This window comes from Pseudomonas sp. 91RF, assembly GCF_003576265.1.
Classification (GTDB): Bacteria; Pseudomonadota; Gammaproteobacteria; order Pseudomonadales; family Pseudomonadaceae; genus Aquipseudomonas; species Aquipseudomonas kribbensis.
Genome location: NZ_QWFC01000024.1, coordinates 213,724 through 240,723 on the forward strand (window position 1 = coordinate 213,724; position 27,000 = coordinate 240,723).

Below are 27,000 nucleotides of genomic sequence, written 5' to 3' on the forward strand. Positions count from 1 at the left end.
CCGGTTCTGTCACTGGCGATGAACAAGCCGTAGCGGCATGCTCTTTCGACTGACACAGGGAGAAGGTTATGCAGCTCGAGTTTCATCAGGTCGACGCATTCAGCGATCGGCCCTTCAGTGGCAACCCGGCGATGGTCTATCGGCTCGACGCCTGGCTCGCGGACGACTTGATGCAGAAGATCGCCGCCGAACACAACCTGGCGGAAACCGCGTTCCTGGTGCGCGAAGGGCAGGCCTGGCACATCCGCTGGTTCACCCCGACTACGGAGGTGCCGTTGTGCGGTCACGCGACCCTGGCCAGTGCTTATGTGTTGTATGAGATCTACAAGGAAACAGCCGAGCGTCTGGATTTCACCTGCAAGGCCGGGCCGTTGAGTGTCAGCCGCGAAGGTGGCCGGCTGTGGCTGGATTTCCCGGCCATCGAAGCGGTGGAGAAAGGCGTCACCGTGGAGATCGAGCGGGCGTTGAATGTCCAGGCAGTGGATGTTCTGAGTTCCAACGAGCTGTTCGTGGTGCTGGAGTCGGAGCAGGCGGTGCTCGATTGCACACCGGACATGGTCGCTCTCGCCAAGCTGCCTTGGCTTGGCGCCATCGTCACGGCCCGTGGCAATCAGCATGATTTCGTCTCGCGCTATTTCGCCCCGGCGATCGGCATCAATGAAGACCCGGTGACCGGTTCGACCCATTGCAGTCTGATTCCGTACTGGTCAAAACGTCTGGGCAAATCGAGTCTGACCGCTTGCCAACGTTCGGCGCGAGGCGGGGAATTGTTCTGTCGGCTGGAAGGCGAGCGGGTGAAGATTGGCGGGAATGCGACGCTCGTTGCGAGCGGCACATTGATGCTGGGCTGAAGCAAAAAAAGGGAGCCATTAGGCTCCCTCTCTTTTTGCGGGTCAGTGGGCAGTGCTATACCGGCGAACACCGTTTTCCACGGCCGGAATCTGCGCAGCAGTGCTACCGGACGCCTGGAACAACACCAGATGTTCCGCCGCCACCCGAATCCCGACATCCGCACCGACCTGATGGTCAGCATGGCTCGGGAAGATCGATTCCAGCTGAGCGCCGGTCGGCAGTTGCAAGCGATACAGGGTCGAAGCCCCGAGGAAGGTCTTGCCGACGATCCGTGCCTTCAACTCGCTGTCCGGCGCATAAACAATGTCATCCGGACGCAGCAGCACATCCACCGCGCCACCGGTCGGCCAGGTGTAGGCGCGATTGCCGCGCAGTTCGCCGAGTTCGGTGTGCACCGATTCCGGGCTGCCGAGCTGGCCGCGAATGAAGTAACCCTGACCGATAAAGCTCGCCACAAACGGCGTCGCCGGTTCGTGGTAGAGGTTGTAAGGTGTATCCCACTGCTCCAGCCGGCCTTCCTTGAACACGCCAACGTGATCGCTGACGGCGAAGGCTTCTTCCTGATCGTGAGTCACCAGAATCGCGCTCGTGCCACGGGCCTTGAGAATGTCGCGCACCTCGTGGCTGAGCTTGCGTCGCAGTTCGCCGTCGAGGTTGGAGAACGGTTCGTCAAGCAGCAGCAGTTGTGGTTCCGGCGCAAGGGCACGGGCGAGGGCGACACGTTGCTGCTGGCCACCGGACAATTCGTGCGGAAAGCGCTTGCCGAGGTTCTTCAGGTTGACCAGTTCCAGCAACTCTTCGACGACGCGCTCCTTGTTCGGGTGCTTGCGAATGCCGAAGGCGATGTTGTCCGCGACGCTCAGGTGCGGGAACAGCGCGTAGTCCTGGAACACCATGCCGATCCGGCGTTTTTCCGGAGCGAGAGTGAATCCGGCGCTGGAAATGGTTTCACCACCCAGCTGGATTTCCCCTTCGTGCACTGGCTCGAAACCGGCGATGGCACGCAGGGTGGTGGTCTTGCCGCAGCCCGAGGAGCCGAGCAGGCAACCGATGTCACCGGCGTTGAGGTGCAGATTGAGGTTCTGCACCACACGTTGATCTTGATAGCCGCAAGCGAGGTTGCGCAGGTTCAGCAGTAATTCATGACTCATGCGTGGTGATATGCCGGTTCTACAAGGAACTCGAGCAGGGCCTTCTGTGCGTGGAGACGGTTTTCTGCCTGATCCCAGGCGACGGAGCGCGGGTCATCGAGCAGGTCGAGGCTGATTTCCTCCCCGCGGTGGGCGGGCAGGCAGTGCATGAATAGCACGTCCTCGGCGGCCAGGTCGAGCAGGGCGCGATTGACCTGGAAAGGCGCGAACAGCTGGAGACGCTTGGCGGTTTCCTCTTCCTGGCCCATGGAGGTCCAGACGTCGGTGCTCACCAGATGCGCGCCGCGCACGGCGTCCTTCGGGTCGCGGACGATGGTCACGCGGTCACCGGCCCTGGCGACGAACCCGGGATTCGGCTCGTAGCCTTCCGGGCAGGCCACGCGCAACTGGAAGTCGAACTGGATCGCCGCTTCTATATAGCTGTTGCACATGTTGTTGCCGTCGCCGATCCAGGCCACGGTCTTGCCCTGGATCGAGCCGCGGTGTTCGAGGAAGGTCTGCATGTCGGCCAGCAACTGGCACGGGTGCAGGTCATCGGACAGACCGTTGATCACCGGCACGCGGGAGTTGGCGGCAAATTCGGTCAGGGTGCTGTGGGCAAAGGTACGGATCATCACCGCATCGAGCATGCTCGACATGACGATGGCGCAGTCGCCGATGGGCTCGCCACGGCCCAGCTGGGTGTCGCGTGGCGAAAGGAAGATCGCCTGGCCGCCGAGCTGGATCATGCCGGCCTCGAAAGAGATCCGGGTACGGGTCGAGGATTTCTCGAAGATCATCCCCAGGACGCGGTTTTTCAGAGGCTCGAACAGTACGCCGCGGTTACGCAGGTCCTTGAGCTCAACGCCTCGACGGATCACGCTGACCAGCTCTTCGGGCGTGCAATCCATCAGGGAGAGAAAGTGCCTTGCGCTCATCATTGACTACCTTTTTGCTACAAACCGCAGATGCTCAAAGCCTTGTTTACAGGAACAACGGGCGAGACCTGCGGCGTAAGCCGCACGGGGCGACGAAATAGGGGGAGGCGCGATATTGACACTAAATGTCGCGTTTTTCCAATAGGCTACGATTTTTGCGGATAGTGCGAGGGTGACGAGGTCACACGAAGCGCCGGTTTCGAGCCGGATTCCAGACCTTTGTACACTGGCGCCGCGGGGCTTGGCAATCAGGCAGGGCGGGGATGGAGCAGGCCTGGTCGGTTTGCGACCGGTCGGCCATGGAAGCGCTGGTCGGATGTCAGACCTGAAACATTTGCTAAAGCAAAGTGCTGGGTTATAAATAACTCACGAGCGACGCAGGAAGCCTCCGCATGGAATCGAAAGAAAAACTGTTAATGGAATTGCTGGGCCACACGGCACGCTCACTGACTCATCTGACCGCATCGGTCACCTCCTTGTCCTTCGAACTGCTGCGCAGTGAAGACGAAGTGGTCAAGACCGCCGGCCGCCACATGATCGATCGCATGGCGACCATCAGCACCGGGCTCGACGAGCATTGGCGACTGATCGGTGAACTCACCGGCGTGCACGTCGCCCACGAGCAGATCGAAACCATTCAGGAAATCCAGCTGGCCGCACCGCCCCAGTTGCCTTCCAAATGATCGCGATGAAGGGCTATCGGCTCGCCTGATGGTCGTCGATTCACAAGACGAACGTCGCTGGCGCCACGCCCGGCCACGCGCCATAGTTTTGTTCCCGCAGGCGTTATTGCCTGCCCAGAACAAGACAGAGACTGGCCATGACCAAGACTCTCCACCACCGTGCGTGCCACCTGTGCGAAGCCATCTGCGGTCTGAGCATCGAAACCACTGAAACCGACGGCCAGGTGCAGATCACCTCGATCAAGGGTGATGCACTGGATACCTTCAGTCGCGGGCACATCTGCCCCAAAGCCGTGGCGCTGCAAGACATCCAGAACGATCCGGATCGCCTGCGCCAGCCCATGCGTCGGGTCGGCAGTGAATGGTTGCCGATCGGGTGGGAAGAGGCTTTTGAGCTGGTGGCTGAAAAACTGTCGGCGATTCAAGCGCGTCATGGGCAGAACGCGGTTGCCGTGTATCAGGGCAATCCAAGCGTGCACAACTACGGGCTGATGACCCACAGCAATTACTTTCTGGGCCTGCTGAAAACCCGCAATCGCTATTCGGCCACGTCTGTCGACCAATTGCCCCATCACCTGACCAGTTACTTGATGTACGGCCATGGTTTGCTGCTGCCGATCCCGGACATCGATCACACCGACTTCATGCTGATCCTGGGCGGTAATCCGCTGGCGTCCAACGGCAGCATCATGACCGTGCCGGATGTGGAAAAACGCCTGAAGGCCATCCAGGCCCGGGGCGGCAAAGTGGTGGTGGTCGATCCGCGGCGCAGCGAGACGGCGGCGATGGCCGATCAGCATCTGTTCGTGCGTCCCGGTGGCGATGCGGCGTTGCTGTTTGGTGTGCTCAATACGCTGTTCAGCGAAGGGCTGACGTCGGACAGCCATCTGCCGGTGGACGGTCTCGACGACGTGCGCGCAGCGGTCGCGGCGTTCACGGCCGAAGCCATGAGCCCGTTGTGCGCCGTCCCCGCCGAGCAGATCCGCCAATTGGCCCGGGACTTCGCCGCTGCACCAAGCGCCGTCTGCTACGGCCGGATGGGGGTTTCCACCCAGGCCTTCGGCACGCTGTGCCATTGGGTCGTGCAATTGATCAACCTGGTGACCGGCAATCTCGACCGGGTGGGCGGCGCTCTGTGCACCGAGCCGGCGGTGGATCTGGTGGCGTCCACCTCGGGCGGGCATTTCAACAAATGGCAAAGCCGTGTCTCGGGGCGGCCGGAGTACGGCGGCGAGCTGCCGGTCTCGGCGCTGGCTGAAGAAATGCTCACCGAAGGTGAAGGGCAGATTCGCGCATTGATCACCGTCGCCGGCAATCCGGTGCTGTCCACGCCCAACGGCCGGCAACTGGAGCAGGCGCTGGACGGCCTGGAGTTCATGGTCAGCGTCGATCTGTACATCAACGAAACCACCCGTTATGCCGACCTGATCCTGCCGTCTACCTCGGCGCTGGAAAACGATCACTACGACACCACCTTCAACCTGTTCGCGGTGCGCAACGTCACCCGTTTCAACCGGGCTATCCTCGCCAAACCCGAAGGTGCGCTGCATGACTGGGAGATCTTCGTCGGCCTGGCCAAGGCCTTTGCGGCGAAGACCGACAAGGAGCTGAAGCCGACGATGCCGCCGGCGAAGATGATCGACATGGGTCTGCGCATGGGCTTGTATGGCGACGCCTCCGAGCTCAAGCTGTCGCTGGCGACGCTGTTCGATCATCCCCACGGCGTTGATCTGGGAGCGCTGAAGCCTAACCTGGCACCGCGCTTGAAGACCGCCAATCAACGAGTCCAGGCAGCGCCGCCGGAAATTCTCGCCGATCTGGCGCGTTTCTCTGCCTTGCAGGCGCCGGCTGCCGGTGAACTGTTGATGATCGGTCGCCGCCACGTGCGCAGCAACAACTCGTGGATGCACAACTATCATCGACTGGTGAAGGGCAAGCCGCGCCATCAGTTGCTGATGAACCCGGAGGATCTCGCCAGTCGCGGGCTCAGTGATGGTCAGCTTGTGCGGGTCAGCTCCCGGGTCGGGCAGATCGAGGTCGAGGTGCTCGGCAGTGCGGACATGATGCCGGGCGTGGTCAGCCTGCCCCACGGTTGGGGCCATGCCCGCCCGGGTGTGCAAATGGCGATTGCCAGCGGTCAGCCGGGCTCCAGCGCCAACGATCTGACCGATGAATGCCAGCTCGACGAGTTGTCGGGCAATGCGGCGCTCAATGGCGTGCCGGTGACGGTGGCGGCGGCTTGAGCATGTCTGTCGGGGAGACCGAGCAGCGCGCTCGGGATTCCGTTACAATGCGCCACCGTGCCGACCCATGAGTCGGAAAGTTCAGCCGAGGTGCTCCATGGATATCATCGAAACGATTAAAGAGCAGATTGCCAACAACACCATTCTGCTTTACATGAAAGGCTCGCCGAATGCCCCGCAGTGTGGCTTCTCCGCGAAAGCTGCGCAGGCCGTCATGGGCTGTGGCGAGAAGTTCGCCTACGTCGACATCCTGCAGAACCCGGAAATCCGTGCCAACCTGCCGAAGTACGCCAACTGGCCGACTTTCCCGCAGCTGTGGGTAGCCGGTGAACTGGTCGGCGGCAGCGACATCATGGCTGAAATGTTCGCCAACGGTGAGCTGCAGACTCTGGTCAAGGAAGCATCCGCCAAGGCTGCTGCGGCCAAGTCCGAAGCCTGATCGGTTTCTGCCCGGATTTCGGCGAGTCGGAAGTCCGGGCAATAAAAAGCCCCGCCTCTCGAAAGAGGGCGGGGCTTTTTAATGTCTCGAGTTCAGCGCTTGCTGATTATTCGTCTTCGCCCATCTGCGATTGCAGATAGTTCTCAAGACCGACTTTATCGATCAGGCCCAGTTGGGTTTCCAGCCAGTCGATGTGTTCTTCTTCGGATTCGAGAATGTCTTCAAGCAGTTCGCGGCTGCCGAAGTCGCCAACCGATTCGCAATGAGCGATGGCGGCCTTCAGATCGGCATGGCCGGTCTTCTCGATACGCAGGTCGCACTCCAGCATTTCCTTGGTGTGCTCGCCGATGTGCAGCTTGCCCAAGTCCTGCACGTTTGGCAGGCCTTCGAGGAACAGGATGCGCTTGATCAGCTTGTCCGCGTGCTTCATCTCGTCGATGGATTCGTGGTACTCGTGCTTGCCCAGCTTGTTCAGGCCCCAATCTTCATACATGCGCGCATGCAGGAAGTACTGATTGATCGCGACCAGCTCATTGGCAAGGATCTTGTTGAGATGCTGGATGACTGTTACGTCGCCTTTCATGATGGGAGTCCTGCCCTAAGTAGCGGTATATACGGCAGAGTTTGAGCTTGGTATTTATAAGTGTCAAACCTAAGTTATTGAATAATATATGAAAATTAATCGGAATAAGAATGTTTGTGTTCCGCGTCTAGTCGCTAAGCAATTGATTTGCAGGCATAAAAAAACCGGACATTAGTCCGGTTCTTCGAAAGAGGGTGCAATTACGCTGCAGTAAATTCTACAGGGTAGGGGATCGCGGCCTGGGCGGTTTGCAGCTTGGTCAGGGTTTCGCGTACCACTTCCTTCGCAAGGCAGGCACATTTGCCGCATTGGCTGGCTACGCCGGTGGCCTGACGGACTTCTTTATAGCTGCAGCAACCTTCATAGATCGCTTCGCGGATCTGTCCGTCGGTGACGCCAGTGCAGAGGCAAACATACATAAGTGAGAACCGTCGCTGGTTGTGGCTCAATTGCGATGGATCTTAATGTTAACGAGAATGATTGTCAAAGTGCTTTCCCAACGGTTTTCATCGCCAACGGCTGTGACTGACGAACGGTGGTGCATGGCTGAATGCCAGCCGGGATTTCGCGAAAAACCTTTGAGGACAGTCGAAAAACGCAGTGTATGATGGTCGGCCCTTGCGAAGCGGGTTCGTGTCACAGGGCTGTCGCCTGAGGGTGACAGGCTGGCGCGGACCCTGAACTTCAAGTTTCTACACCAGGAGATATCAATGAGCGTACTCGTAGGCAAACAAGCCCCTGACTTCACCGTCCCGGCCGTACTCGGCAATGGCGAGATCGTTGACAGCTTCACCCTGTCCTCGGCCATCAAAGGCAAATACGGCCTGGTGTTCTTCTACCCGCTGGACTTCACCTTCGTCTGCCCGTCCGAGTTGATCGCTCTGGACAACCGCATGGCTGACTTCAAGGCGCGCAACGTAGAAGTGGTCGCTGTGTCGATCGACTCGCACTTCACCCACAACGCCTGGCGCAACACCCCGGTCAACAATGGCGGCATCGGCCAGGTGAAATACACCATGGCTGCCGACATGAAGCACGAAATCGCCAAGGCTTACGACGTTGAATCCGAAGGCGGCGTGGCTTTCCGTGGCGCGTTCCTGATCGACGACAAGGGCGTTGTCCGCTCGCAGATCATCAACGACCTGCCGCTGGGCCGTAACATGGAAGAGCTGATCCGTCTGGTCGACGCTCTGCAATTCCACGAAGAGCACGGCGAAGTCTGCCCTGCCAACTGGAAAAAAGGCGACAAAGGCATGAACGCTTCGCCAGAAGGCGTTGCGGCATACCTGACCGAGAACGCTGCTGCCCTGTAAGGCGCAACGTCGAGGTACAAAAAAACCGGCTCTTGAGCCGGTTTTTTCATGCGCGGGATTTAACCCGACGACCATCAGTCGTCGAAGTCTTCCCAGCCGCCCATCTGCTTCCAGCGGTTGACGATGCCGCAGAACAGCTCGGCGGTCTTTTCGGTGTCGTAACGCGCGGAGTGCGCTTCACGGCCATCGAAATCGATGTCGGCTGCCTGGCAAGCCTTGGCCAGTACGGTCTGACCGTACGCCAGACCGGCGAGGGTCGCAGTGTCGAAGCTGGAGAACGGGTGGAACGGGTTGCGCTTCATGTCCAGCCGAGCAACGGCAGCATTAAGGAAACCCAGGTCGAAGCTGCTGTTGTGGCCAACCAGGATGGCCCGCTTGCAACCGTTGGCCTTCAAGGCCTTGCGCACGCCACGGAAGATGTCGGTCAGGGCCGTCTCTTCGCTGACCGCCATGCGCAACGGGTGATCGAGCTTGATCCCGGTGAACTCCAGCGCCGCCGCTTCGATGTTGGCGCCTTCGAACGGCTCGACACGGAAGAAGTAGGTGTGATCCGGGTAGACAAAACCCTTTTCATCCATGGCGATGGTGGTCGCGGCAATCTCCAGCAACGCATCGGTGGCCGAGTTGAAGCCACCGGTCTCTACGTCGACGACAACCGGCAGGTAGCCGCGAAAGCGTGCTGCCATCGGATGGCGCGAACCGCCGCCACCTTGACTGTCCAGTTCGTCGTCGAAATGGTCTTCACTCACGCGTGTTCCTCCAGCAGGCGCCAGCGCAGTTTTTCACCGGCGCGCAGCGGGATAACGTTCAGCTCGCCGAAGGGCAGGCTGGTCGGGGCGGTCCATTCTTCACGAACCAGGGTGATACGGTCGGTGTTGGCCGGCAGACCGTAGAAGCGCGGGCCGTTGAGGCTGGCGAACGCTTCGAGCTTGTCCAGCGCATTGCGCTGCTCGAAGGCTTCGGCATACAGCTCGATGGCAGCGTACGCGGTGTAGCAGCCGGCGCAGCCGCAGGCGGCTTCCTTGGCGTGCTGGGCGTGCGGCGCCGAGTCGGTGCCGAGGAAGAACTTCGCGCTGCCGCTGGTGGCGGCGTCGAGCAGAGCTTCCTGATGCGTATTACGCTTGAGGATCGGCAGGCAGTAAAAGTGCGGCCGGATTCCGCCCACCAGCATGTGGTTGCGGTTGTACAGCAGGTGATGGGCGGTGATGGTCGCGCCGACGTTGGCCGAAGCCTCGTTGACGAACTGCACGGCATCACCGGTGGTGATGTGTTCGAACACGACCTTGAGGGTCGGGAAACGCTCGACCACGCGGCGCATGTGCTCGTCGATGAAGATTTTTTCGCGGTCGAACACGTCTACGTCGCCACGGGTGACCTCGCCGTGGATCAACAGCGGCATGCCGACTTCGGCCATGGCTTCCAGCGCCGGGAAGATCTTGTCGATGCTGGTGACCCCGGAATCGGAGTTGGTGGTGGCGCCGGCCGGGTACAACTTGGCCGCGTGGACAAAACCGCTGGCCTTGGCTTCACGAATTTCTTCGGGCTGGGTACGGTCGGTGAGGTACAGCACCATCAACGGCTCGAAACGACTGCCGGCCGGGCGGGCAGCGAGAATCCGCTGGCGATAGCCGTCGGCTTCAGCGGCGTTGCGCACCGGAGGTACCAGGTTAGGCATGATGATGGCGCGACCAAAGGTGCGCGCAACATCTGCAACGGTATTGGTCAACACGGCACCATCGCGAAGATGAATGTGCCAGTCGTCGGGACGCAGCAGGGTCAGGCGGTCGGACATGAGGGGATTCCAGGCGGGTCAAACTGAGGCGAATGCTACCGGAAAAGACTCTTGCAGGCACTCGCTATCAAGTTTTGCGACGAGCGTCCGATATCCCATAGGTATGCCGTAAACATGTATGTATCGGTCTTTTTTGTTGTAGAAGCCAATGGAGCCTCCCGTGCGCCAGCGTTATTTAGCCTTGCTCAGTGTGTTTGCCAGTCTTCCCGCGATGGCACTGACCTACCAGACCCGTCTGGAGAACATTGAGTGGACGGTCGAAGGCGACAAGTTCGAATGCCGCCTGACGCAGCCGATCACCGATTTCGGCTCGGGCCAGTTCGTGCGCAAGGCCGGCGAGCAGGCGATCTTCCGCCTGAACGCCTACAACGCGATGCTGGGCGGTGGTTCGGCAACCTTGCTGGCGGCGGCAGCGCCCTGGCAGCCGGGGCGCAATGATATCAATCTGGGCAGCGTCAGGATCGGTACCGGCAACGTGCTGTTCAACAGTTCGCAGTCGCAGGCCGGCGGGTTGATCAGCGGTTTGCTGGAAGGTCGCAGCCCGGTGGTGCGACGTGCCTCCGGTGATGGCCGGGTCTCCGAAGTGCGTCTGCTGCCGGTCAAGTTCAGCAAGGCGTTCAACGACTATCAGACCTGCGTGGCGAAACTGCTCCCGCAGAATTTCGATCAGGTCAAAAACTCCCAGGTCGGCTTTCCGGGCGAAGGCACCGATCTGGATGCTGCCGCGAAAGCCAAACTGCAAGTGATGCTCGAGTTCATGAAGGCCGATCCGACGGTCAATCACATTGAGCTTGATGGCTATTCCGACAACAGCGGCAATCGCCTGACCAATCGTGAGCTGTCGCGCCGTCGTGCGCTGGCGGTGGTTGATTTCTTCAAGGCCAACGGCATCGCCGAATCCCAGATCACCGTGCGTTTCCACGGCGAGCAATACCCGCTGGTACCGAACACCAACGCCGCCAACCGGGCGAAAAACCGGCGAGTCAGCGTGAATTTGGCCCGGGTGGCACCGGTTACCGCTCCAGCACCTCAAGCCAGTACGCCTGCCAACGCCGCGGCGACTTCCTGACCTGTCGGTCATCGTCGCGCTCTCGACAGATTCTGTCGCTTTGTCGTCTTAAGCTGTCGCGCCTCTGTAAATTATCGCGTTTGAGCGGTAGACTCCTCGGCTTTCCGTAGAACCCCGTGGAGTGATGGCATGGCGGACGTAAACAAGGTCGTTCTGGCGTATTCCGGCGGCCTGGACACTTCGGTGATCCTCAAGTGGCTGCAGGATACTTATAACTGTGAAGTCGTGACCTTCACCGCTGACCTGGGTCAGGGCGAAGAGGTCGAGCCGGCTCGCGCCAAGGCGCAGGCCATGGGTGTCAAAGAAATCTACATCGACGACCTGCGCGAAGAATTCGTGCGTGACTTCGTGTTCCCGATGTTCCGTGCCAACACCGTTTACGAAGGCGAGTACCTGCTGGGTACTTCCATCGCGCGTCCGCTGATCGCCAAGCGTCTGATCGAAATCGCCAACGAAACCGGCGCCGACGCCATTTCCCACGGCGCGACCGGCAAGGGCAATGACCAGGTACGTTTTGAGCTGGGTGCCTACGCGCTCAAGCCAGGCGTGAAAGTGATCGCCCCTTGGCGCGAGTGGGACCTGCTGTCCCGCGAGAAGCTGATGGACTACGCCGAGAAGCACGCGATCCCGATCGAGCGTCATGGCAAGAAGAAATCCCCGTACTCGATGGACGCCAACCTGCTGCACATCTCCTATGAAGGCGGCGTGCTGGAAGACACCTGGACCGAGCACGAGGAAGATATGTGGCGCTGGACCGTCTCCCCGGAGAAGGCTCCCGACACCCCGCAATACCTGGAACTGACCTACCGCAACGGCGACATCGTCGCGCTGGACGGCGTCGAAATGACCCCGGCCACCGTACTGGCGACCCTGAACAAGATCGGTGGTCAACACGGTATCGGCCGTCTCGACATCGTTGAAAACCGTTACGTCGGCATGAAGTCCCGTGGCTGCTACGAAACCCCGGGCGGCACCATCATGCTGCGTGCTCACCGCGCCATTGAATCGATCACTCTGGATCGCGAAGTCGCTCACCTGAAAGACGAGCTGATGCCGAAGTACGCCAGTCTGATCTACACCGGCTACTGGTGGAGCCCTGAGCGTCTGATGCTGCAACAGATGATCGACGCATCCCAGGTCAATGTGAACGGCGTCGTGCGCCTGAAACTGTACAAGGGCAACGTGATCGTGACCGGCCGCAAGTCCGACGACTCGCTGTTCGACGCCAACATCGCGACCTTCGAAGAAGACGGCGGCGCCTACAACCAGGCCGACGCGGCGGGCTTCATCAAGCTCAACGCGCTGCGCATGCGTATTGCTGCCAACAAGGGCCGCAAGCTGTTCTGAGCCCCTCGGGCCTGATGTGAAATAGCGGCCTTGTCGTTGTGACAAGGCCGCTATGTTGTAAAACCCTTCTGTTTGCCTGATCGTTGCCGATCAGCGTTTCTGAATTAATTGAAACTTTGTACATCGCATAGATGTACTTCGTGTATCCGCGCTTCAATTTAAACCTTTCCCAATACTGTGATGTTCAGCGAGTGAATGTCGTAAATAATACAATACGTCGTTCCCATGGCTTTTCTTCCTTGTTTAAGAATTTTGGCGAGATTTTCTTTCGGTAAAATTTCTGACATGTCGTCGGTTAAAACGAGGGAAATTCTTGTTGAGTGCTTGCCGGGGTGTGGGATTTTTTTCAATAACGTGTCGATTTTAGCTTCGGTGTTCATTCCTCGAATATCGATGATGCACAGCGTGTTCAGTGGTTTTGGTAGTTTTACGGTGTGCGATCCTGTATGTGATTGAACTGTCGACTCGTCGAGAAAGTCAGGAGGTTTATCTTTAAATGCTTTGAGAAAGTTCTTGTCATTGTCAAAGTCGGAGGGCGCATAAAGTGATCGGTAGTTGAAGTTCAATGTGATGAAGAACAGAAATAACAAGTAGAACGGAAAGCTGATCAGAAACCAGATGTAGATTTCCCGTTCATCATTGTCAAGGAAGGGCAAGGACACCGCCGCAGACGTTTCGGAGATAAACGCGAATATGGCAATGACACTGATGGGGTTGGTGATTTTTCTGTTGTTCTTTAACATTTTCTTTACTCATGAGTGTGATCATTCTCGTCATGTTGGGTGGTTTGAATTGTTGTAATTGGGAGGGTTTTTTTTCCCGTATTGGTGTTTATAGTAAAAAAGGCCGAATGGATATAAGTATGTTGTTTCGGGTTTTTGTCCTGCTGAGTGCATTTTTTTCAAGGTCCGCTATCCAGTAGTCATGCCCATGAGTCTTTTCTGTAGGATAAATCTTTATTGCCTGTAGGAAGTGTCTCTCGCTACTGATGCAAGGGAACTTCGCTATGCCATGGATGAAATGACTACGTTATTGTGCCGGTTCTAAAAATTCGAACAGCGAAACTGGACTTGCCCATGAATAAAGTGCTGATCGTGGATGATCATCCTGTCATTCGTCTTGCGGTGCGTATGCTGATGGAACGTCATGGCTACGAAGTCATTGCAGAAACGGATAACGGAGTGGATGCATTACAACTGGCTCGCGACCAGATGCCCGATATTGTCATTCTCGATATCGGTATACCGAAACTTGATGGCCTGGAAGTGATTGCGCGGCTGACGACCAGCGCGATGCCCCTGAAAGTGCTGGTGCTGACATCCCAGGCCCCGGGGCATTTCTCCATGCGTTGCATGCAGTCGGGGGCAGCAGGGTATGTTTGCAAGCAACAGGATCTGACCGAACTGCTCAGCGCTATCAAGGCTGTGCTGTCCGGATACAGTTATTTTCCGAATCAGGCGTTGCACACCGTACGCACAAGTCTGGGAAATGCCAGTGAAGCCGATATGGTCGATCGTCTTTCCGGGCGCGAGATGATGGTGTTGCAGCAACTGGCACGCGGCAAGACCAACAAGGAAATCGCCGATGGCATGTTTCTCAGCAACAAGACCGTCAGCACCTACAAGACACGGTTGCTGTTGAAGCTAAACGCGCGTTCGCTGGTGGATCTGATCGAACTGGCCCAGCGCAATGGCCTGGTCTGACCGCTTCAGATGCTGACGGATCATGGGCAGATCGGCATCAGCTTGCAGCAGAAACGAAAAAGCCTCCGTTGCGGAGGCTTTTAAATGTCAGAGATCAAAGTCGTAATCGGCCAATTGCTTTTGCAGTCGGCGTTCCTCAAGCATGTTATCGATGGTCCGGCGTTTGCTCAGGTTGGTTTTGGCGACCTCAACCACCGGTTCGTCGTCCGCATCCGCGACGAAATCGTCTTCTACGTCCACTTGCTCTTTGCTGGTGCTCATAAGGTTAACTCCAGGCTAAGACTGCCTTTGGCGCTCCTTATATCGATAATCCAGCAGATCGTAAAAAAGATTTTTTCAATCGCAATATCAATAATTCCAATAGACGCTCAATCGTCCGAAGTTTTGGCCTTGTATTCACACAAGTCTTCGATCCGACAGCTGCCACACCGCGGCTTGCGGGCCAGGCACACGTAGCGCCCGTGGAGAATGAGCCAATGGTGTGAATCGAGAAGGTATTGTTTTGGCACAAACTTCATCAGTTTGTTTTCCACCTCGACCACGTTCTTGCCGGGGGCAATGCCGGTGCGGTTGCTGACCCGGAAAATGTGGGTATCCACCGCCATCGTCAACTGTCGGAACGCGGTATTGAGCACCACGTTGGCGGTCTTGCGGCCTACGCCGGGCAACGCCTCCAGCTCCTCTCGTGTCTGCGGGACTTCGCCATTGTGCAGCTCGACCAGCATGCGACAGGTTTCGATCACGTTTTTGGCCTTGCTGTTATAGAGGCCGATAGTCTTGATGTACTCGGACAGACCTTCGACGCCCAAGGCATGAATGGCGGCCGGTGTGTTGGCCACCGGGTAGAGCTTTGCTGTCGCCTTGTTCACACCGACGTCGGTCGATTGGGCGGACAGAATCACCGCGATCAACAACTCGAAAGGCGAGGAATAGGCGAGCTCGGTCTTGGGTTCGGGATTGTCTTCGTGAAACCGGCGGAAGATCTCCAGACGTTTTGCGGCATTCATGGGTGATGCGTTTCCTCGGGTGGGGCGGCGGAGCGAGTCCAGGCCTGACGGGCGGCGAGCAACAGCCCCAGCAAAATGAAGGCGCCGGGAGCCAGCGTCGCGAAATGCAGGCCGTCACCGAACAGAATCAAACCTTGCCAGTGATCCGACAGGTGATGGCCGATGCTGCCCTGACCGAGCAGCTCGCGCAACACCGCCAGCACGGTCATCAGTGCGATGAACAAGCCGCACAGTTTCAGACGTCCTCGGGCTGGCAGTCGAAAGAATCCATTGTGTTCGAATATGACGCACTGCAAACCGATCAGGCCGGCGTAAAGGCTGATCAGTTGATGCCACTGCAAAGCGCTGCGTTGCAGCAGAGTATCGGCGCATCCCGTCAACGTCGCGGCCAGCACCAGGCTGACCGGTAACAGGCTCTCGCCGCTCAGTCGTGCCCGCAGCGGTGCCATGCACACGCCGTACAGGCTCATCACAACAGCGAACATCAACACAATCGCCAGCGCACCGGCCACGGAGTCAGTGGCGCCGATCAACAGCGCCAGCATCATTGAGTTCGACAGTGTCGCTGACGTGTTCATGGCGCGCTCCCGAGCAGGGTCGTCCGGTGATCATCGAAATAACGCAGGGCATCGTGGATGGCGTTGATGGCTGCGCGGGACGTGATGGTTGCACCAGCGATCTGGTCGAATTGTCCCTGATCCTTTTTCAGGGCCCATCCGGCATCGGTCGGTTGGCTGCCGGATTTGCCGGTAAACGCCTGCAGCCAGGTGTTCGGCCAGTCGCCGATGTGCCCGCCCAGCGCCGGCGTTTCAGTTTGCTCCAGGGTTTTCACGCCGAGCAATCGGCCATTGGCATCGATGGCAATCAGCAACTCGATGGGACCCGCATAGCCCTCGCTCCGGCTGCGCAGCAGCACCGCTACCGGTTGGCCGGCCTTGGTCGCCTGATAACCACCCAGCAACTCGCTGTGGCTCAAGTGGGTGTCGGCCAGTGCAAGAGGTTGTTCGAGAGGCTGATTGTCGTACGCATCGACTGAAAGCACGTCCAGCAGTTTGCGACTTTCGAGCTGACGCTGTTCGGCGGCGATGTGCGGCGCATTGCTGTGTTGCACGACATAAGTCAGCCCGACGCCTGCCGTCGCCAGCAGCACCAGGGTGATCAGGCTTTTTGTGCGGTTCATGGCTTCACCTGCGCCTGACCGGCAGCGGCAAAGCGTTCCAGTGTCGGCACGCAAAGGTTCATCAGCAACACCGCAAATGCCACGCCATCCGGATAGCCGCCCCAGGTGCGAATCAGATAGGTCAGCAGGCCCACGCCCACGCCGAACAACAAGCGGGCGAGTGGACTTTTTGCACCGGAAACCGGTTCGGTGACGATGAAAAACGCGCCAAGCATGGTCGCGCCGCTCAGCAGATGAAACAGCGGTGAGCCATGGGAGTCGGACCCCGAACCGTTCCAGCACAGCAGGCTGATGACAAACAGGCTGGCGAGCATGCCGACCGGCGCCTGCCAGCCGATCACCCGCCGCTGCAGCAGGAACAGCCCGCCGGCGAGAAACGCCAGATTCTCCCACTCCACACCATGACCGCCAAAACGGCCGAATGCCGGATTGCTGGCAAACAACTCATCGATGGTCAAGCTTTTGTTGATGCGCAGACTGTCCAGCGCGGTGGCCTGAACCCAGGCGTCCGGCTGCGTGCCCAAGTTGAATACCTGGCCAAAAGCCGCCGTCAGATCCATCCCATGGGCAGGCCAATGAGTCATCGGCTGCGGAAACATCACCATCACCAGGGCAAAGCCGAGCATGGCCGGATTGAAAGGATTTCGGCCCACGCCGCCGTACAAATGTTTGCCCAACAGCAGGCCTGAGCCGATCGCCGTGACCGTCAGCCACCACGGGCAGTAAGGCGGCAGGGCGATGGCCAGCAGCGTGGCACTGACCACCGCGCTGCCATCGGTCAGGTTCGCTTGCAGCGGCTGCCGGCGCAGAGAGGTCACGGCAGCTTCGACGCTCAAGGCTGTGGCGACGGACAGGATTAGGTTGATCAACACGCCCCAGCCGTAAAACCAGAACAACGCCAGCAACCCCGGCAACGTCGCCAGCAAAACCAGCTTCATCGCCTGTTGCAGGCGTTCGTCCCTGGTTTCAATGGATGACATGGGCTTCCACCTGCCGCTCCGCTTCTTGCAGGCGGGTGCGGGCCTTGTCGAGGGCTTCTGCTGGCGTGCCGTCACGTCGTTGCAGTTTGTTCAGGTCGGCGCGCGCGTAGGCCAGTTCGGTTTTCAGCTGACGAAGCTGGTTGTCGATCGGACGTTTCTCCACACGCACCAGATCGGGAGCCGGTTGCTCGCTGGCCGCTTCTGCGTCGTGCAACGCTTGTTCGGCTTCACGCAGGGCTTGTTCGAGCGCAGCAATCTGCTCCTGCGGAGCCTCTGCGGTCTGCGCCTTTTTCAGCTCGGCACGGCGCATCGCCAGCTGGATTTTCGCTCGTTTCAGATCGGCGTCTTTCACTGGGGCTGTCACGACTGGCGCAGGTGCGGCGCTACTTTCCAGTTTCGTCAGGGCCTGCTCGGCGGCTTCGAATTGCTGCTGCAGCACGATCAGTTGCGACTGCTGCTCGAAGGTCGGCGGATGGCCGAAGGCTTTCAGTGATTTGTGCAACTGGGCGCGGCTCATCGCCACATCGATCTTGGCCTTTTTCAGCGCGGCGTCGGCGGTCGCGGCTTTCTGCGCTCGCACCCGTTCCAGCGCTGCCTGCACCGGATCAAGCGTGGCGAACGCAGCTTCAACCTGTGCCGCTCGCTGCGCCCGGGCCTCACGTTCGGCCTGCTTCTGCTGTTCTTCTTTTTGCAGCCGGGCGTTACGGCGTTCGAAACGTTGGCGGGCGTGATCGCGCTTGGCGGTGCGCGCCCGTTGTTCTTCGAGGCTGCTGGCCAGGCCGCCCACCACTGGCAGCGTTCCGAGCGGCAGCGGGTGCATCTCGATGCAGTCGACCGGGCAGGGCGCCACGCACAGATCGCAACCGGTGCACTCGTCGATGATCACCGTGTGCATCAGTTTCGCCGCGCCGACGATGGCATCGATCGGGCAGGCCTGAATGCACTTGGTGCAGCCAATGCATTCGGCTTCACGGATAAACGCCACTTGCGGCGGTGCGGTGCCACGGCTGATATCCAGTTCCAGCACCGGGATTTTCAACAGTTCGGCCAGTGCCGCGATGGTTTCGTCACCACCCGGCGGGCACTTGTTGATCGGCTCGCCATCGGCGATGCCTTCAGCGTAGGGTTTGCATCCGGGATGGCCGCACTTGCCGCATTGGGTCTGCGGCAGCAAGGCATCGATGCGTTGAATCAGACTCATGTTTTGATCAGTCCACTGAATCCGAGAAAAGCCACCGCCATCAGTCCGGCGCCGATCAACTGGATCGGCAGGCCACGAAAGGGCAGTGGAATATCGTTGTCGGCCGTGCGTTCGCGCAAATCGCTGAACAGGCTCAACACCAGCCAGAAACCCAGGCCGGCGCCCAGGCTCAATGCTGTGGCATGAAACAGGCCCTTATCCGCTTGCGCGTTGATCAGCGTCAGCCCCAATACACCGGCATTGCCCAGCAGCAGCGGCCACAAACCGTCGAATGGCAGAGCGGGTCGCCAACGCGCCAGCAACTTCAGCAGCGGCGCGATCAGCAGGACGCTCAGCGGCAGAAACACAAACAGCCGCAGGAATTCCAGTTGCAACGGCACCAGCAGCCAATGCCGGATCGCGTAGCCCGCCACACCGACAATCAGCATCAGGCACAACGTTGCCAGCCCCAGCGCATGCACCTGGCGGCGTTCGCCAGTCAACAGCGGATCGACGCCCAGCGGCCAGTGCAACACGAAGTTGTTGATCAGCGCAGCACTGAAGAGCGTAAGCACGAGTTCGGTCATGGTTCTGCCGGTGAGAGCGGGCGGGTGTCACTCAAGATTAGGCATTATCCGGCCGCCATGACGGGAGGGCCAGATATGAAAAATCCCACAGGCGCACGGGGTACGCCTGTGGGATCGGTCAGTGCAGAACCTTACTTGATGCGCTGACCCGGCTTGGCGCCGCTGTCCGGGCTCAGCAGGTAGATTTCTTCACCGCCGGGGCCGGCCGCCATCACCATGCCTTCGGAGATGCCGAACTTCATTTTCCGTGGCTTGAGGTTGGCAATCATCATGGTCAGGCGACCGTCGAGTTTCGACGGATCCGGGTAAGCGCTCTTGATCCCGGAGAACACATTGCGTTGCTCGTCACCGATGTCCAGGGTCAGGCGCAGCAGCTTGTCCGCGCCTTCCACGTGTTCGGCCTTGACGATCAGCGCGACGCGCAGGTCGATGGCGGCGAAGGTGTCGAAGTCGATTTCCGGCGACAGCGGATCCTTGGCCAGTTCGCCATTGCCGGCAGGCGCGGCGGCGCCGGTGTCGGTCTGGCTGGCGGTCAGGTCTTCTTTCGAGGCGTCGGTCATGGCTTGCACTTTTACCGGGTCGATGCGGGTCATCAACGGTTTGAATTCGTTCAACTGGTGGTTGGCCAGCAGGGTGGTGTGGTCGTTCCAGGTCAGCGGGGCGACGTTGAGGAACGCCTCGGCATCGGCGGCCAGCACCGGCAACACCGGCTTGAGGAAGATCACCAGCTGGCGGAACAGGTTGATCGCCGTGGCGCAGACCGCCTGAACCTCATCCTGCTTGCCTTCCTGCTTGTTCAGCGACCACGGTGCCTTGTCGGCGATCCAGGCGTTGGCGCGGTCGGCCAGGGCCATGGTTTCGCGCATGGCACGGGCGAAATCGCGGGCTTCATAGGCATCGGCGATGCTTGGCGCAGCGGCCAGGAAGGCTTCGGTCAGTTCCGGCGCGGCGTTGTTGTCCACCAGCAGGCCGGCGTTGCCCTTCTGGATGAAACCGGCGCAACGGCTGGCGATGTTGACGACTTTGCCGACCAGGTCGGAGTTGACCTTCTGCACGAAGTCTTCAAGGTTCAGGTCGAGGTCGTCCACGCCACGGCCCAGTTTGGCCGCATAGTAGTAGCGCAGGTATTCCGGCGACAGATGGTCCAGGTAGGTACGGGCCTTGATGAAGGTGCCGCGGGACTTGGACATCTTCTGACCGTTGACGGTCAGGTAGCCGTGCACGTTGATCCCGGTCGGCTTGCGGAAACCCGCGCCTTCGAGCATCGCCGGCCAGAACAGTGCGTGGAAATTCACGATGTCCTTGCCGATGAAGTGGTACAGCTCGGCGGTGGAGTCCTTGCCCCAGAACGCGTCGAAGTCCAGACCCGGTGTGCGGTTGCACAGGTTCTTGAAGCTGGCCATGTAGCCGATCGGCGCATCCAGCCATACGTAGAAATACTTGCCCGGTTCACCCGGGATCTCGAAACCGAAGTACGGCGCATCGCGGGAGATGTCCCACTGTTGCAGGCCGGCGTCCAGCCATTCGGCGATCTTGTTGGCCACGGCGTCCTGCAGGGTGCCGCTGCGGGTCCAGGTCTGCAGCATCTGCTGGAAGTCCGGCAGCTTGAAGAAGAAGTGCTGGGAATCCTTGAGCACCGGGGTGGCGCCGGAGATTGCCGACTTCGGATCCTTCAGGTCGGTCGGCGCGTAGGTTGCACCGCATTTTTCGCAGTTGTCGCCGTACTGGTCTTCGGTGCCGCATTTCGGGCAGGTGCCCTTGATGAAGCGGTCGGCCAGGAACATTTTCTTTTCCGGGTCGAAATACTGGGTGATCGAACGTTGGGCGATGTGCCCGGCGTCACGCAGCTTCAGGTAGATCTGGCTCGACAGCTCACGGTTTTCTTCGGCGTGAGTGGAGTGGAAGTTGTCGAAGTTCACCAGGAACTCGGCAAAGTCGGCGCTGTGTTCGGCCTGGACATTGGCGATCAGTTGTTCCGGGGTGATGCCTTCCTTTTCCGCGCGCAGCATGATCGCCGAACCGTGGGCGTCGTCGGCGCAGACATAAATGCACTGATTGCCGCGATGCTTCTGGAAGCGCACCCACATATCGGTCTGGATGTATTCCAGCATATGGCCAAGGTGGATCGAACCGTTGGCGTAGGGCAGGGCGCTGGTGACGAGAATCTTGCGTGGTTCGGACATGTGGGGCTTCGCTACTTGATGAAACGGAGGTCGGCCACTATAAAGCGCCGGGAAAGATATTTCACCCCTGCAAATGGTTGCCGGACATGCCGTCCGGACGACAGAAGGGGTAGGATACCCGCCATCTTTTCCCAGTCTTGTTATCGGAGTTGCCCATGAGCGCCGTCACTCGCGCAGCGGTGGAAGCCGTCCTCAGCCAATACACCGACCCTTACCTGAACCAGGACCCGGTCAGCGCCGGTTGCGTGCGCAACATCGAAATCGCTGGCGACCGCGTCAACGTGCAGCTGGAAATCGGTTATGCCGCCGGTCTGTTCAAGAGCGGCTGGGCGCAATTGCTGCAACTGGCCATCGAAAACCTAGACGGCGTGGTGTCGGCCAAGGTCGAGGTCAACAGCGTGATCGCCGCCCACAAGGCCCAGGTGCAGATTCCGGGCCTGGCCAACGTCAAGAACGTGGTCGCCGTGGCGTCCGGCAAGGGCGGCGTGGGCAAATCCACCACCGCCGCCAACCTGGCGCTGGCACTGGCCCGTGAAGGCGCGAAGGTCGGGATTCTCGACGCCGATATCTACGGCCCGAGCCAGGGCATCATGTTCGGCATTCCCGAAGGCAGCCGCCCGCAGGTCAAGGATCAGAAGTGGTTTGTGCCGCTGCAGGCCCATGGCGTGGAAGTCATGTCGATGGCTTTCCTGACCGACGACAACACGCCGATGGTCTGGCGCGGGCCGATGGTGTCCGGCGCGCTGCTGCAACTGGTCACGCAAACCGCCTGGGGCGACCTGGATTATCTGGTGATCGACATGCCGCCAGGCACCGGCGACATCCAGCTGACCCTGGCGCAGAAAGTCCCGGTGGCTGGCGCCGTGATCGTCACCACGCCGCAGGATCTGGCGCTGCTCGATGCGCGCAAAGGCGTGGAGATGTTCCGCAAGGTCAATATTCCGGTGCTGGGCGTGGTGGAAAACATGGCCGTGCACATCTGCTCGAACTGCGGGCATGCCGAGCATCTGTTCGGTGAGGGCGGTGGCGAGAAGCTGGCGACCCAGTTCGGCGTCGAACTGCTGGCGTCGCTGCCGCTGTCCATGCTGATCCGCGAACAGGCCGATGGCGGCAAGCCGACGGTGATTTCCGAGCCGGACAGCCAGATCGCCATGGTCTATCAGGAACTGGCCCGCCACGTCGGCGCGCGGATCGTGTTGCAGGAAGCGGCATCGCCGGCGATGCCGAACATCACCATCAGCGACGATTGATGCCTGTGATTTAAACAAAAACGCCCCGGTGCCTGTGCACCGGGGCGTTTTTCATTGCGCGACTGACGTCAGATGCGCAACCCGCCATCCATCTCCAGGATCCGGCCGGTGTAGTAATCGTTCTCGAAGATGTACGCCGCCGAATGGGCGATCTCTTCCGGCTTGCCCATGCGCTTGAGCGGAATGCCCGACGTCATTTTCTCCAGCGCTTCGGGCTTCATGCCCAGGGTCATCTCGGTTTCGATGAAGCCCGGTGCGATGCCCGCCACGCGGATGCCGTAGCGCGCCAGTTCCTTGGCCCAGGTCACGGTCGCTGCCGCCACACCGGCCTTGGCGGCGGAGTAGTTGGTCTGGCCGACGTTGCCGGCGCGGGAGATCGACGAGATGTTGATGATCGCGCCGCTGTTCTTCAGCTCGACCATTTTCGCCGCCACTTCACGGGTGCAGAGGAACACGCCGGTCAGGTTGACGTCGATCACCGCCTGCCATTGGGCCAGGCTCATCTTGGTCATTTCGCCGTCCTTGACCTTGAGCAGCAGACCGTCGCGCAGGATCCCGGCGTTGTTGATCAGGCCGTGGATCGCGCCGAAGTCTTCGGCGACCTGGGCAACCATGTGCGTCACCTGCTCTTCGTTGGCGACGTTGCACAGATAGCTGCGTGCCTCGACACCCTCGGCCTTGCAGGCCGCGACGGCGTCGTCGAGTTTTTCCTGGTTCAGGTCGACCAGCGCCAGCTTCGCGCCCTTGCTGGCGAAATACTCGGCCATCGAGCGGCCCAAGCCTTGGCAACCGCCAGTGATAATGATTACTTTGTCGTTGAGTTGCATTCGCATGTCCCCGAGAGCAGGTCAGAGTGGTGTCCTTTAGAGAGCCTCTCGATCTGCGCCCGACATGGCCCGGCTGCACATGAGAACTGCCCCGATGGCGACCGGGACGTAATCCAGGTTGCCCGTCCGTTTTTTCGACGGATTCTAATTAAGGAGTCATAAATTGAGCGTTGAAGCGGCTAAGAATGCCCGAGAATTGCTTCTCAAGGAATACCGTGGCGTGCTGTCGACCCACTCCAAATCAATGCCCGGTTTTCCGTTTGGCTCCGTGGTTCCCTACTGCCTGGACGAGCAGGGCCGGCCGCTGATCCTGATCAGCCGCATCGCCCAGCACACCCACAACCTGCAGAAAGATCCGAAATGTTCGCTGCTGGTAGGTGAGCGCGAGGCTGACGATGTGCAAGCCGTTGGTCGCCTGACCTATCTGGCCGAAGCGGAAAAACTCGAAGACGCTGCCGCCATCGAAGCCGCCGAGCGTTACTACCGCTATTTCCCCGATTCGCAGAATTACCACAAGGCCCACGATTTCGATTTTTGGGTGCTCAACCCGGTGCGTCATCGCTACATCGGCGGTTTCGGCGCGATCCACTGGGTCGATCACCTGACCCTGGCCAACCCGTTCGCCGGCAAGGCCGAAATCAGCATGGTCGAGCACATGAACAGCGACCACGCCAAGGCCATCGCGCATTACGTCGACCTCGCCGGGCTGCCGAAAAGCGTACCGGCACAAATGGCCGGGATCGACACCGAAGGCATGCACCTGCGTATCGGTCAGGCGCTGTACTGGCTGCCGTTTCAAGCGCCTTGTCATACGCCGATACAAGTGCGCGAAGCCTTGGTTTCTCTGGCTCACGCCGAGGTCTGGCCAAAAAATGCGGTAGCCGACGCTTGAATTCACGAAAGGGCGACGTCATCTAAGGCTTACTGCAAGGCATTTCTTGCGTTGAGGAAACTTTGATGCGCCCTTTTTTGTTGCTCTTTCTGCTGTTCCCGGTGTTGGAGCTGTTCGTATTCGTCAAAGTGGCAGGCTCGATCGGATTTTTCCCGGCCCTGTTGCTGATCATTCTCGGCTCGATGTTCGGCGTATTCGTGCTGCGTATCGCCGGACTGGCCACCGCATTGCGCGCCCGTGAAAGCCTGAACCGCGGCGAACTGCCTGCGCAGACCATGCTCGAAGGCCTGATGCTGGCCCTGGCCGGTGGCCTGCTGATCCTGCCGGGCTTCATCAGCGACGTGGCCGGTCTGATCCTGCTGCTGCCGTTCAGCCGTCGCCTGTTCGCCAACAAGATGCGCCAGCGCGCCGAAGAACAGGCCATGCGTCAGCGTGCATTTGCCGATGACCTGCAACCTCGCGGCGGTCCCGCACCGCGCCAGCCTCTGGGCCGCGAAGGCGATGTGATCGAAGGCGAGTTCGAACACCGCGATACCAAGTAACTTCTGCACTCACACGGCACCTTCGGGTGCCGTGTTCGTTTACGGCCGTGCCCATGACGAGCCGCGATGAAAAAATTTTAGGCCTGCCCTTGTAATAAGCTTATGCGCCCTTATGTATCGGTCACCGAAAGGTTTCCGGTATTTGAACCGGACAGACTTCCGCGGTTCGCTCGACGAGCCGCAACCGGCGCAGGCCGGATTCGTTAAACCCGCCGGGACTACACCGGCCGATGAAAACCACAATTAGGAGAGATCGACAATGAAGCTTCGTCCTCTGCATGACCGCGTCGTCATCCGTCGCAGCGAAGAAGAAAAGAAAACCGCTGGCGGTATCGTCCTGCCAGGTTCGGCTGCTGAAAAAGCCAACCACGGTGAGATTCTGGCTGTAGGCCCGGGCAAGGCACTGGAAAGCGGTGAAGTGCGCGCACTGTCCGTGAAAGTGGGCGACAAGGTTGTGTTCGGTCCGTACTCCGGCAGCAACACCGTGAAAGTCGACGGCGAAGACCTGCTGGTAATGAGCGAGAACGAAATCCTCGCCGTTATCGAAGGCTGATTACCCCCGTCCATTTTCCCGCTACTACAAAGTATTTAAGGAATATCGATCATGGCTGCTAAAGAAGTTAAATTCGGCGATTCCGCCCGCAAGAAAATGCTGGTTGGCGTAAACGTCCTGGCTGACGCGGTAAAAGCGACCCTGGGCCCGAAAGGCCGTAACGTGATCCTCGAGAAGAGCTTCGGCGCTCCGACCATCACCAAGGACGGCGTTTCCGTTGCCAAGGAAATCGAGCTGGAAGACCGTTTCGAAAACATGGGCGCGCAGCTGGTCAAAGACGTTGCCTCCCGTGCCAACGATGACGCTGGTGACGGTACTACCACCGCTACCGTTCTGGCTCAGTCGATCGTCAACGAAGGCCTGAAAGCCGTCGCTGCCGGCATGAACCCGATGGACCTGAAGCGCGGTATCGACAAAGCGACCATCGCGATCGTGAAAGAGCTGAAAGCCCTGTCCAAGCCATGCGCCGACACCAAGGCCATCGCTCAGGTCGGCACCATCTCCGCCAACTCCGACAACTCCATCGGCGACATCATTGCCGAAGCCATGGAAAAAGTCGGTAAAGAAGGCGTGATCACCGTTGAAGAAGGCTCGGGCCTGGAAAACGAACTGTCGGTCGTAGAAGGCATGCAGTTCGACCGTGGCTACCTGTCCCCGTACTTCGTCAACAAGCCGGACACCATGGTTGCCGAGCTGGAAGGCGCGCTGATCCTGCTGGTCGACAAGAAGATCTCGAACATCCGCGAAATGCTGCCAGTGCTGGAAGCCGTTGCCAAAGCCGGCCGTCCACTGCTGATCATTGCCGAAGACGTTGAAGGCGAAGCCCTGGCGACTCTGGTCGTGAACAACATGCGTGGCATCGTCAAAGTCGCAGCCGTCAAGGCTCCAGGCTTCGGCGACCGTCGCAAGGCCATGCTGCAGGACATCGCCGTTCTGACCGGCGGTACCGTTATCTCCGAAGAGATCGGCCTGAGCCTGGAAAGCACTACTCTGGAGCACCTGGGCAGCGCCAAGCGCGTGACCCTGTCCAAGGAAAACACCATCATCGTTGACGGTGCTGGCGTTCAAGGCGACATCGAAGCCCGTATCGCTCAGATCCGTGCCCAGGTTGCCGAGACTTCCTCGGACTACGACCGTGAAAAACTGCAAGAGCGTCTGGCCAAGCTGTCCGGCGGCGTTGCGGTGATCAAGGTTGGCGCCGGTTCCGAAGTAGAAATGAAAGAGAAGAAAGCCCGCGTTGAAGATGCCCTGCACGCAACCCGCGCAGCCGTTGAAGAAGGCGTGGTACCTGGCGGTGGCGTTGCGCTGATCCGCGCTCTGCAAGCCATCAGCGAACTGAAAGGCGACAACGCCGATCAGGACGTCGGTATCGCTGTTCTGCGTCGTGCCGTTGAAGCACCGCTGCGTCAGATCTCCGCCAACAGCGGTGACGAGCCAAGCGTTGTGGTCAACGAAGTGAAGAACGGCAAAGGTAACTTCGGTTACAACGCTGCTTCCGGCGAATACGGCGACATGATCGAAATGGGTATCCTGGACCCAACCAAGGTTACCCGTTCGGCTCTGCAAGCTGCAGCGTCCATCGGCGGTCTGATCCTGACCACCGAAGCGGCTGTTGCTGAAGCACCGAAGAAAGAAGGTGCAGTAGGCGGCGGTATGCCGGACATGGGTGGCATGGGTGGCATGGGCGGCATGATGTAAGCCAGCCTTACCCCGAAACGAAAAACCCC

General features: G+C 59.4%; 29 protein-coding genes. 13 read left to right on the forward strand and 16 right to left on the reverse strand.

The features are described 5' to 3' along the window. The first annotated feature begins 68 nt into the window (after positions 1 to 68). A complete protein-coding gene (locus DXT77_RS12210; protein WP_119427779.1) occupies positions 69 to 851 on the forward strand; it encodes a PhzF family phenazine biosynthesis protein in 783 nt (260 codons plus the stop codon). A 42-nt stretch (positions 852 to 893) separates the two neighbouring features. Here the strand turns inward: DXT77_RS12210 and DXT77_RS12215 are convergent, their stop codons facing one another. Further along, positions 894 to 2,003 carry an ABC transporter ATP-binding protein gene (locus tag DXT77_RS12215; protein WP_119427780.1) on the reverse strand — a complete coding sequence of 370 codons (1,110 nt, stop codon included), beginning with the start codon at positions 2,001 to 2,003 and terminating at the stop codon, positions 894 to 896. Beyond that, on the reverse strand, positions 2,000 to 2,920 hold the full coding sequence (argF, locus tag DXT77_RS12220) for an ornithine carbamoyltransferase (protein WP_119427781.1): 921 nt from the start codon (positions 2,918 to 2,920) through the stop codon (positions 2,000 to 2,002). Before argF ends, DXT77_RS12215 begins: the two co-directional genes overlap by 4 nt. A gap of 392 nt (positions 2,921 to 3,312) precedes the next feature. Between argF and DXT77_RS12225 the strand changes: the two genes are divergently transcribed. The 3 genes from DXT77_RS12225 to grxD all read left to right on the forward strand — a co-directional run bounded on the left by DXT77_RS12225 (position 3,313) and on the right by grxD (position 6,285). Beyond that, entirely contained in the window at positions 3,313 to 3,603 is a 291-nt protein-coding gene (locus tag DXT77_RS12225; RefSeq protein ID WP_119427782.1) for a hypothetical protein, read from the forward strand. Positions 3,604 to 3,740: 137 nt separating this feature from the next. Next, positions 3,741 to 5,846, forward strand: a complete 2,106-nt coding sequence (locus tag DXT77_RS12230; RefSeq protein WP_119427783.1) for a molybdopterin oxidoreductase family protein — start codon at positions 3,741 to 3,743, stop codon at positions 5,844 to 5,846. Positions 5,847 to 5,943: 97 nt separating this feature from the next. Further along, a complete protein-coding gene (grxD, locus tag DXT77_RS12235; protein ID WP_039765841.1) occupies positions 5,944 to 6,285 on the forward strand; it encodes a Grx4 family monothiol glutaredoxin in 342 nt (113 codons plus the stop codon). Positions 6,286 to 6,391: 106 nt separating this feature from the next. Here grxD and bfr read toward each other — a convergent pair whose 3' ends face one another. Together bfr and DXT77_RS12245 are read right to left on the reverse strand one after the other, a co-directional pair. Continuing rightward, entirely contained in the window at positions 6,392 to 6,868 is a 477-nt protein-coding gene (gene bfr / locus DXT77_RS12240; protein ID WP_011335740.1) for a bacterioferritin, read from the reverse strand. Between the two features lie 200 nt (positions 6,869 to 7,068). Then, positions 7,069 to 7,287: a bacterioferritin-associated ferredoxin gene (locus DXT77_RS12245; protein WP_003227725.1), complete on the reverse strand. Its 219-nt coding sequence runs from the start codon at positions 7,285 to 7,287 to the stop codon at positions 7,069 to 7,071. 291 nt (positions 7,288 to 7,578) lie between these two features. Between DXT77_RS12245 and DXT77_RS12250 the strand changes: the two genes are divergently transcribed. After that, a complete protein-coding gene (locus DXT77_RS12250) occupies positions 7,579 to 8,181 on the forward strand; it encodes a peroxiredoxin (protein WP_007963972.1) in 603 nt (200 codons plus the stop codon). 74 nt (positions 8,182 to 8,255) lie between these two features. On the opposite strand, the gene rnt is transcribed toward DXT77_RS12250, so the two are convergent. Further along, a complete protein-coding gene (rnt, locus tag DXT77_RS12255) occupies positions 8,256 to 8,930 on the reverse strand; it encodes a ribonuclease T (protein ID WP_119427784.1) in 675 nt (224 codons plus the stop codon). Beyond that, the gene (pyrC, locus tag DXT77_RS12260) at positions 8,927 to 9,973 is read right to left on the reverse strand and encodes a dihydroorotase (RefSeq protein ID WP_047296199.1); all 1,047 of its coding nucleotides are present in this window, start codon (positions 9,971 to 9,973) and stop codon (positions 8,927 to 8,929) included. Before pyrC ends, rnt begins: the two co-directional genes overlap by 4 nt. 160 nt (positions 9,974 to 10,133) lie before the next feature. On the opposite strand from pyrC, the gene DXT77_RS12265 reads away from it, so the two are divergent. Next, on the forward strand, positions 10,134 to 11,042 hold the full coding sequence (locus tag DXT77_RS12265) for an OmpA family protein (RefSeq protein ID WP_119427785.1): 909 nt from the start codon (positions 10,134 to 10,136) through the stop codon (positions 11,040 to 11,042). 129 nt (positions 11,043 to 11,171) lie between these two features. Beyond that, positions 11,172 to 12,389 carry an argininosuccinate synthase gene (locus tag DXT77_RS12270; RefSeq protein WP_007963976.1) on the forward strand — a complete coding sequence of 406 codons (1,218 nt, stop codon included), beginning with the start codon at positions 11,172 to 11,174 and terminating at the stop codon, positions 12,387 to 12,389. 158 nt (positions 12,390 to 12,547) lie between these two features. On the opposite strand, the gene DXT77_RS12275 is transcribed toward DXT77_RS12270, so the two are convergent. Then, positions 12,548 to 13,132, reverse strand: a complete 585-nt coding sequence (locus tag DXT77_RS12275; RefSeq protein ID WP_119427786.1) for a hypothetical protein — start codon at positions 13,130 to 13,132, stop codon at positions 12,548 to 12,550. A 333-nt stretch (positions 13,133 to 13,465) separates the two neighbouring features. Here DXT77_RS12275 and DXT77_RS12280 point away from each other — a divergent pair, with 333 nt between their 5' ends. Continuing rightward, positions 13,466 to 14,092: a response regulator transcription factor gene (locus tag DXT77_RS12280; protein WP_085730184.1), complete on the forward strand. Its 627-nt coding sequence runs from the start codon at positions 13,466 to 13,468 to the stop codon at positions 14,090 to 14,092. An 87-nt stretch (positions 14,093 to 14,179) separates the two neighbouring features. Here DXT77_RS12280 and DXT77_RS29905 read toward each other — a convergent pair whose 3' ends face one another. From DXT77_RS29905 to metG, 8 genes are all read right to left on the reverse strand, one after another. Beyond that, the gene (locus tag DXT77_RS29905; RefSeq protein WP_167443787.1) at positions 14,180 to 14,353 is read right to left on the reverse strand and encodes a PA3496 family putative envelope integrity protein; all 174 of its coding nucleotides are present in this window, start codon (positions 14,351 to 14,353) and stop codon (positions 14,180 to 14,182) included. A gap of 107 nt (positions 14,354 to 14,460) precedes the next feature. Beyond that, positions 14,461 to 15,099 carry an endonuclease III gene (gene nth / locus DXT77_RS12285; protein WP_085709532.1) on the reverse strand — a complete coding sequence of 213 codons (639 nt, stop codon included), beginning with the start codon at positions 15,097 to 15,099 and terminating at the stop codon, positions 14,461 to 14,463. After that, the gene (locus tag DXT77_RS12290; protein ID WP_119427787.1) at positions 15,096 to 15,677 is read right to left on the reverse strand and encodes an Rnf-Nqr domain containing protein; all 582 of its coding nucleotides are present in this window, start codon (positions 15,675 to 15,677) and stop codon (positions 15,096 to 15,098) included. The genes nth and DXT77_RS12290 overlap by 4 nt, the downstream gene beginning before the upstream one ends. Next, positions 15,674 to 16,279 carry an RnfABCDGE type electron transport complex subunit G gene (locus DXT77_RS12295; protein ID WP_119427788.1) on the reverse strand — a complete coding sequence of 202 codons (606 nt, stop codon included), beginning with the start codon at positions 16,277 to 16,279 and terminating at the stop codon, positions 15,674 to 15,676. The genes DXT77_RS12290 and DXT77_RS12295 overlap by 4 nt, the downstream gene beginning before the upstream one ends. After that, positions 16,276 to 17,259 (reverse strand): RnfABCDGE type electron transport complex subunit D, encoded by a 984-nt coding sequence (locus tag DXT77_RS12300; RefSeq protein ID WP_119427789.1) that lies wholly within the window; start codon positions 17,257 to 17,259, stop codon positions 16,276 to 16,278. Before DXT77_RS12300 ends, DXT77_RS12295 begins: the two co-directional genes overlap by 4 nt. Continuing rightward, entirely contained in the window at positions 17,246 to 18,460 is a 1,215-nt protein-coding gene (gene rsxB / locus DXT77_RS12305; RefSeq protein WP_119427790.1) for an electron transport complex subunit RsxB, read from the reverse strand. Before rsxB ends, DXT77_RS12300 begins: the two co-directional genes overlap by 14 nt. Next, positions 18,457 to 19,026 carry an electron transport complex protein RnfA gene (locus tag DXT77_RS12310; protein ID WP_119427791.1) on the reverse strand — a complete coding sequence of 190 codons (570 nt, stop codon included), beginning with the start codon at positions 19,024 to 19,026 and terminating at the stop codon, positions 18,457 to 18,459. Before DXT77_RS12310 ends, rsxB begins: the two co-directional genes overlap by 4 nt. A gap of 131 nt (positions 19,027 to 19,157) precedes the next feature. Beyond that, on the reverse strand, positions 19,158 to 21,209 hold the full coding sequence (gene metG / locus DXT77_RS12315) for a methionine--tRNA ligase (RefSeq protein ID WP_119427792.1): 2,052 nt from the start codon (positions 21,207 to 21,209) through the stop codon (positions 19,158 to 19,160). A gap of 155 nt (positions 21,210 to 21,364) precedes the next feature. Between metG and apbC the strand changes: the two genes are divergently transcribed. Beyond that, positions 21,365 to 22,459 carry an iron-sulfur cluster carrier protein ApbC gene (gene apbC, locus DXT77_RS12320; protein ID WP_119427793.1) on the forward strand — a complete coding sequence of 365 codons (1,095 nt, stop codon included), beginning with the start codon at positions 21,365 to 21,367 and terminating at the stop codon, positions 22,457 to 22,459. 68 nt (positions 22,460 to 22,527) lie between these two features. Here apbC and DXT77_RS12325 read toward each other — a convergent pair whose 3' ends face one another. Further along, a complete protein-coding gene (locus DXT77_RS12325) occupies positions 22,528 to 23,286 on the reverse strand; it encodes an SDR family oxidoreductase (protein ID WP_119427794.1) in 759 nt (252 codons plus the stop codon). A gap of 163 nt (positions 23,287 to 23,449) precedes the next feature. On the opposite strand from DXT77_RS12325, the gene DXT77_RS12330 reads away from it, so the two are divergent. The 4 genes from DXT77_RS12330 (at position 23,450) to groL (ending at position 26,971) form a co-directional block, all read left to right on the forward strand. After that, on the forward strand, positions 23,450 to 24,178 hold the full coding sequence (locus DXT77_RS12330) for a HugZ family protein (RefSeq protein WP_119427795.1): 729 nt from the start codon (positions 23,450 to 23,452) through the stop codon (positions 24,176 to 24,178). A gap of 65 nt (positions 24,179 to 24,243) precedes the next feature. Then, positions 24,244 to 24,720 (forward strand): FxsA family protein, encoded by a 477-nt coding sequence (locus DXT77_RS12335; RefSeq protein ID WP_085709542.1) that lies wholly within the window; start codon positions 24,244 to 24,246, stop codon positions 24,718 to 24,720. A 259-nt stretch (positions 24,721 to 24,979) separates the two neighbouring features. Next, a complete protein-coding gene (locus DXT77_RS12340; RefSeq protein WP_011335724.1) occupies positions 24,980 to 25,273 on the forward strand; it encodes a co-chaperone GroES in 294 nt (97 codons plus the stop codon). Positions 25,274 to 25,324: 51 nt separating this feature from the next. Then, on the forward strand, positions 25,325 to 26,971 hold the full coding sequence (gene groL / locus DXT77_RS12345; protein WP_119427796.1) for a chaperonin GroEL: 1,647 nt from the start codon (positions 25,325 to 25,327) through the stop codon (positions 26,969 to 26,971). Positions 26,972 to 27,000 lie beyond the last annotated feature (29 nt).

Bases quoted from the DNA above. Each gene is read 5' to 3' on its own strand.
- DXT77_RS12275 (WP_119427786.1), bottom strand. From the start codon at position 13,132: ATGTTAAAGAACAACAGAAAAATCACCAACCCCATCAGTGTCATTGCC.
- DXT77_RS12340 (WP_011335724.1), top strand. From the start codon at position 24,980: ATGAAGCTTCGTCCTCTGCATGACCGCGTCGTCATCCGTCGCAGCGAA.
- groL (WP_119427796.1), top strand. From the start codon at position 25,325: ATGGCTGCTAAAGAAGTTAAATTCGGCGATTCCGCCCGCAAGAAAATG.
- DXT77_RS12270 (WP_007963976.1), top strand. From the start codon at position 11,172: ATGGCGGACGTAAACAAGGTCGTTCTGGCGTATTCCGGCGGCCTGGAC.
- metG (WP_119427792.1), bottom strand. From the start codon at position 21,209: ATGTCCGAACCACGCAAGATTCTCGTCACCAGCGCCCTGCCCTACGCC.
- DXT77_RS12280 (WP_085730184.1), top strand. From the start codon at position 13,466: ATGAATAAAGTGCTGATCGTGGATGATCATCCTGTCATTCGTCTTGCG.
- DXT77_RS12300 (WP_119427789.1), bottom strand. From the start codon at position 17,259: ATGTCATCCATTGAAACCAGGGACGAACGCCTGCAACAGGCGATGAAG.
- DXT77_RS12225 (WP_119427782.1), top strand. From the start codon at position 3,313: ATGGAATCGAAAGAAAAACTGTTAATGGAATTGCTGGGCCACACGGCA.
- DXT77_RS12335 (WP_085709542.1), top strand. From the start codon at position 24,244: ATGCGCCCTTTTTTGTTGCTCTTTCTGCTGTTCCCGGTGTTGGAGCTG.
- apbC (WP_119427793.1), top strand. From the start codon at position 21,365: ATGAGCGCCGTCACTCGCGCAGCGGTGGAAGCCGTCCTCAGCCAATAC.
- bfr (WP_011335740.1), bottom strand. From the start codon at position 6,868: ATGAAAGGCGACGTAACAGTCATCCAGCATCTCAACAAGATCCTTGCC.
- rsxB (WP_119427790.1), bottom strand. From the start codon at position 18,460: ATGAGTCTGATTCAACGCATCGATGCCTTGCTGCCGCAGACCCAATGC.
- DXT77_RS12325 (WP_119427794.1), bottom strand. From the start codon at position 23,286: ATGCAACTCAACGACAAAGTAATCATTATCACTGGCGGTTGCCAAGGC.
- DXT77_RS12210 (WP_119427779.1), top strand. From the start codon at position 69: ATGCAGCTCGAGTTTCATCAGGTCGACGCATTCAGCGATCGGCCCTTC.
- grxD (WP_039765841.1), top strand. From the start codon at position 5,944: ATGGATATCATCGAAACGATTAAAGAGCAGATTGCCAACAACACCATT.
- DXT77_RS12230 (WP_119427783.1), top strand. From the start codon at position 3,741: ATGACCAAGACTCTCCACCACCGTGCGTGCCACCTGTGCGAAGCCATC.
- nth (WP_085709532.1), bottom strand. From the start codon at position 15,099: ATGAATGCCGCAAAACGTCTGGAGATCTTCCGCCGGTTTCACGAAGAC.
- argF (WP_119427781.1), bottom strand. From the start codon at position 2,920: ATGAGCGCAAGGCACTTTCTCTCCCTGATGGATTGCACGCCCGAAGAG.
- DXT77_RS12310 (WP_119427791.1), bottom strand. From the start codon at position 19,026: ATGACCGAACTCGTGCTTACGCTCTTCAGTGCTGCGCTGATCAACAAC.
- DXT77_RS12295 (WP_119427788.1), bottom strand. From the start codon at position 16,279: ATGAACCGCACAAAAAGCCTGATCACCCTGGTGCTGCTGGCGACGGCA.
- DXT77_RS12290 (WP_119427787.1), bottom strand. From the start codon at position 15,677: ATGAACACGTCAGCGACACTGTCGAACTCAATGATGCTGGCGCTGTTG.
- DXT77_RS12215 (WP_119427780.1), bottom strand. From the start codon at position 2,003: ATGAGTCATGAATTACTGCTGAACCTGCGCAACCTCGCTTGCGGCTAT.
- DXT77_RS12250 (WP_007963972.1), top strand. From the start codon at position 7,579: ATGAGCGTACTCGTAGGCAAACAAGCCCCTGACTTCACCGTCCCGGCC.
- pyrC (WP_047296199.1), bottom strand. From the start codon at position 9,973: ATGTCCGACCGCCTGACCCTGCTGCGTCCCGACGACTGGCACATTCAT.
- DXT77_RS29905 (WP_167443787.1), bottom strand. From the start codon at position 14,353: ATGAGCACCAGCAAAGAGCAAGTGGACGTAGAAGACGATTTCGTCGCG.
- DXT77_RS12245 (WP_003227725.1), bottom strand. From the start codon at position 7,287: ATGTATGTTTGCCTCTGCACTGGCGTCACCGACGGACAGATCCGCGAA.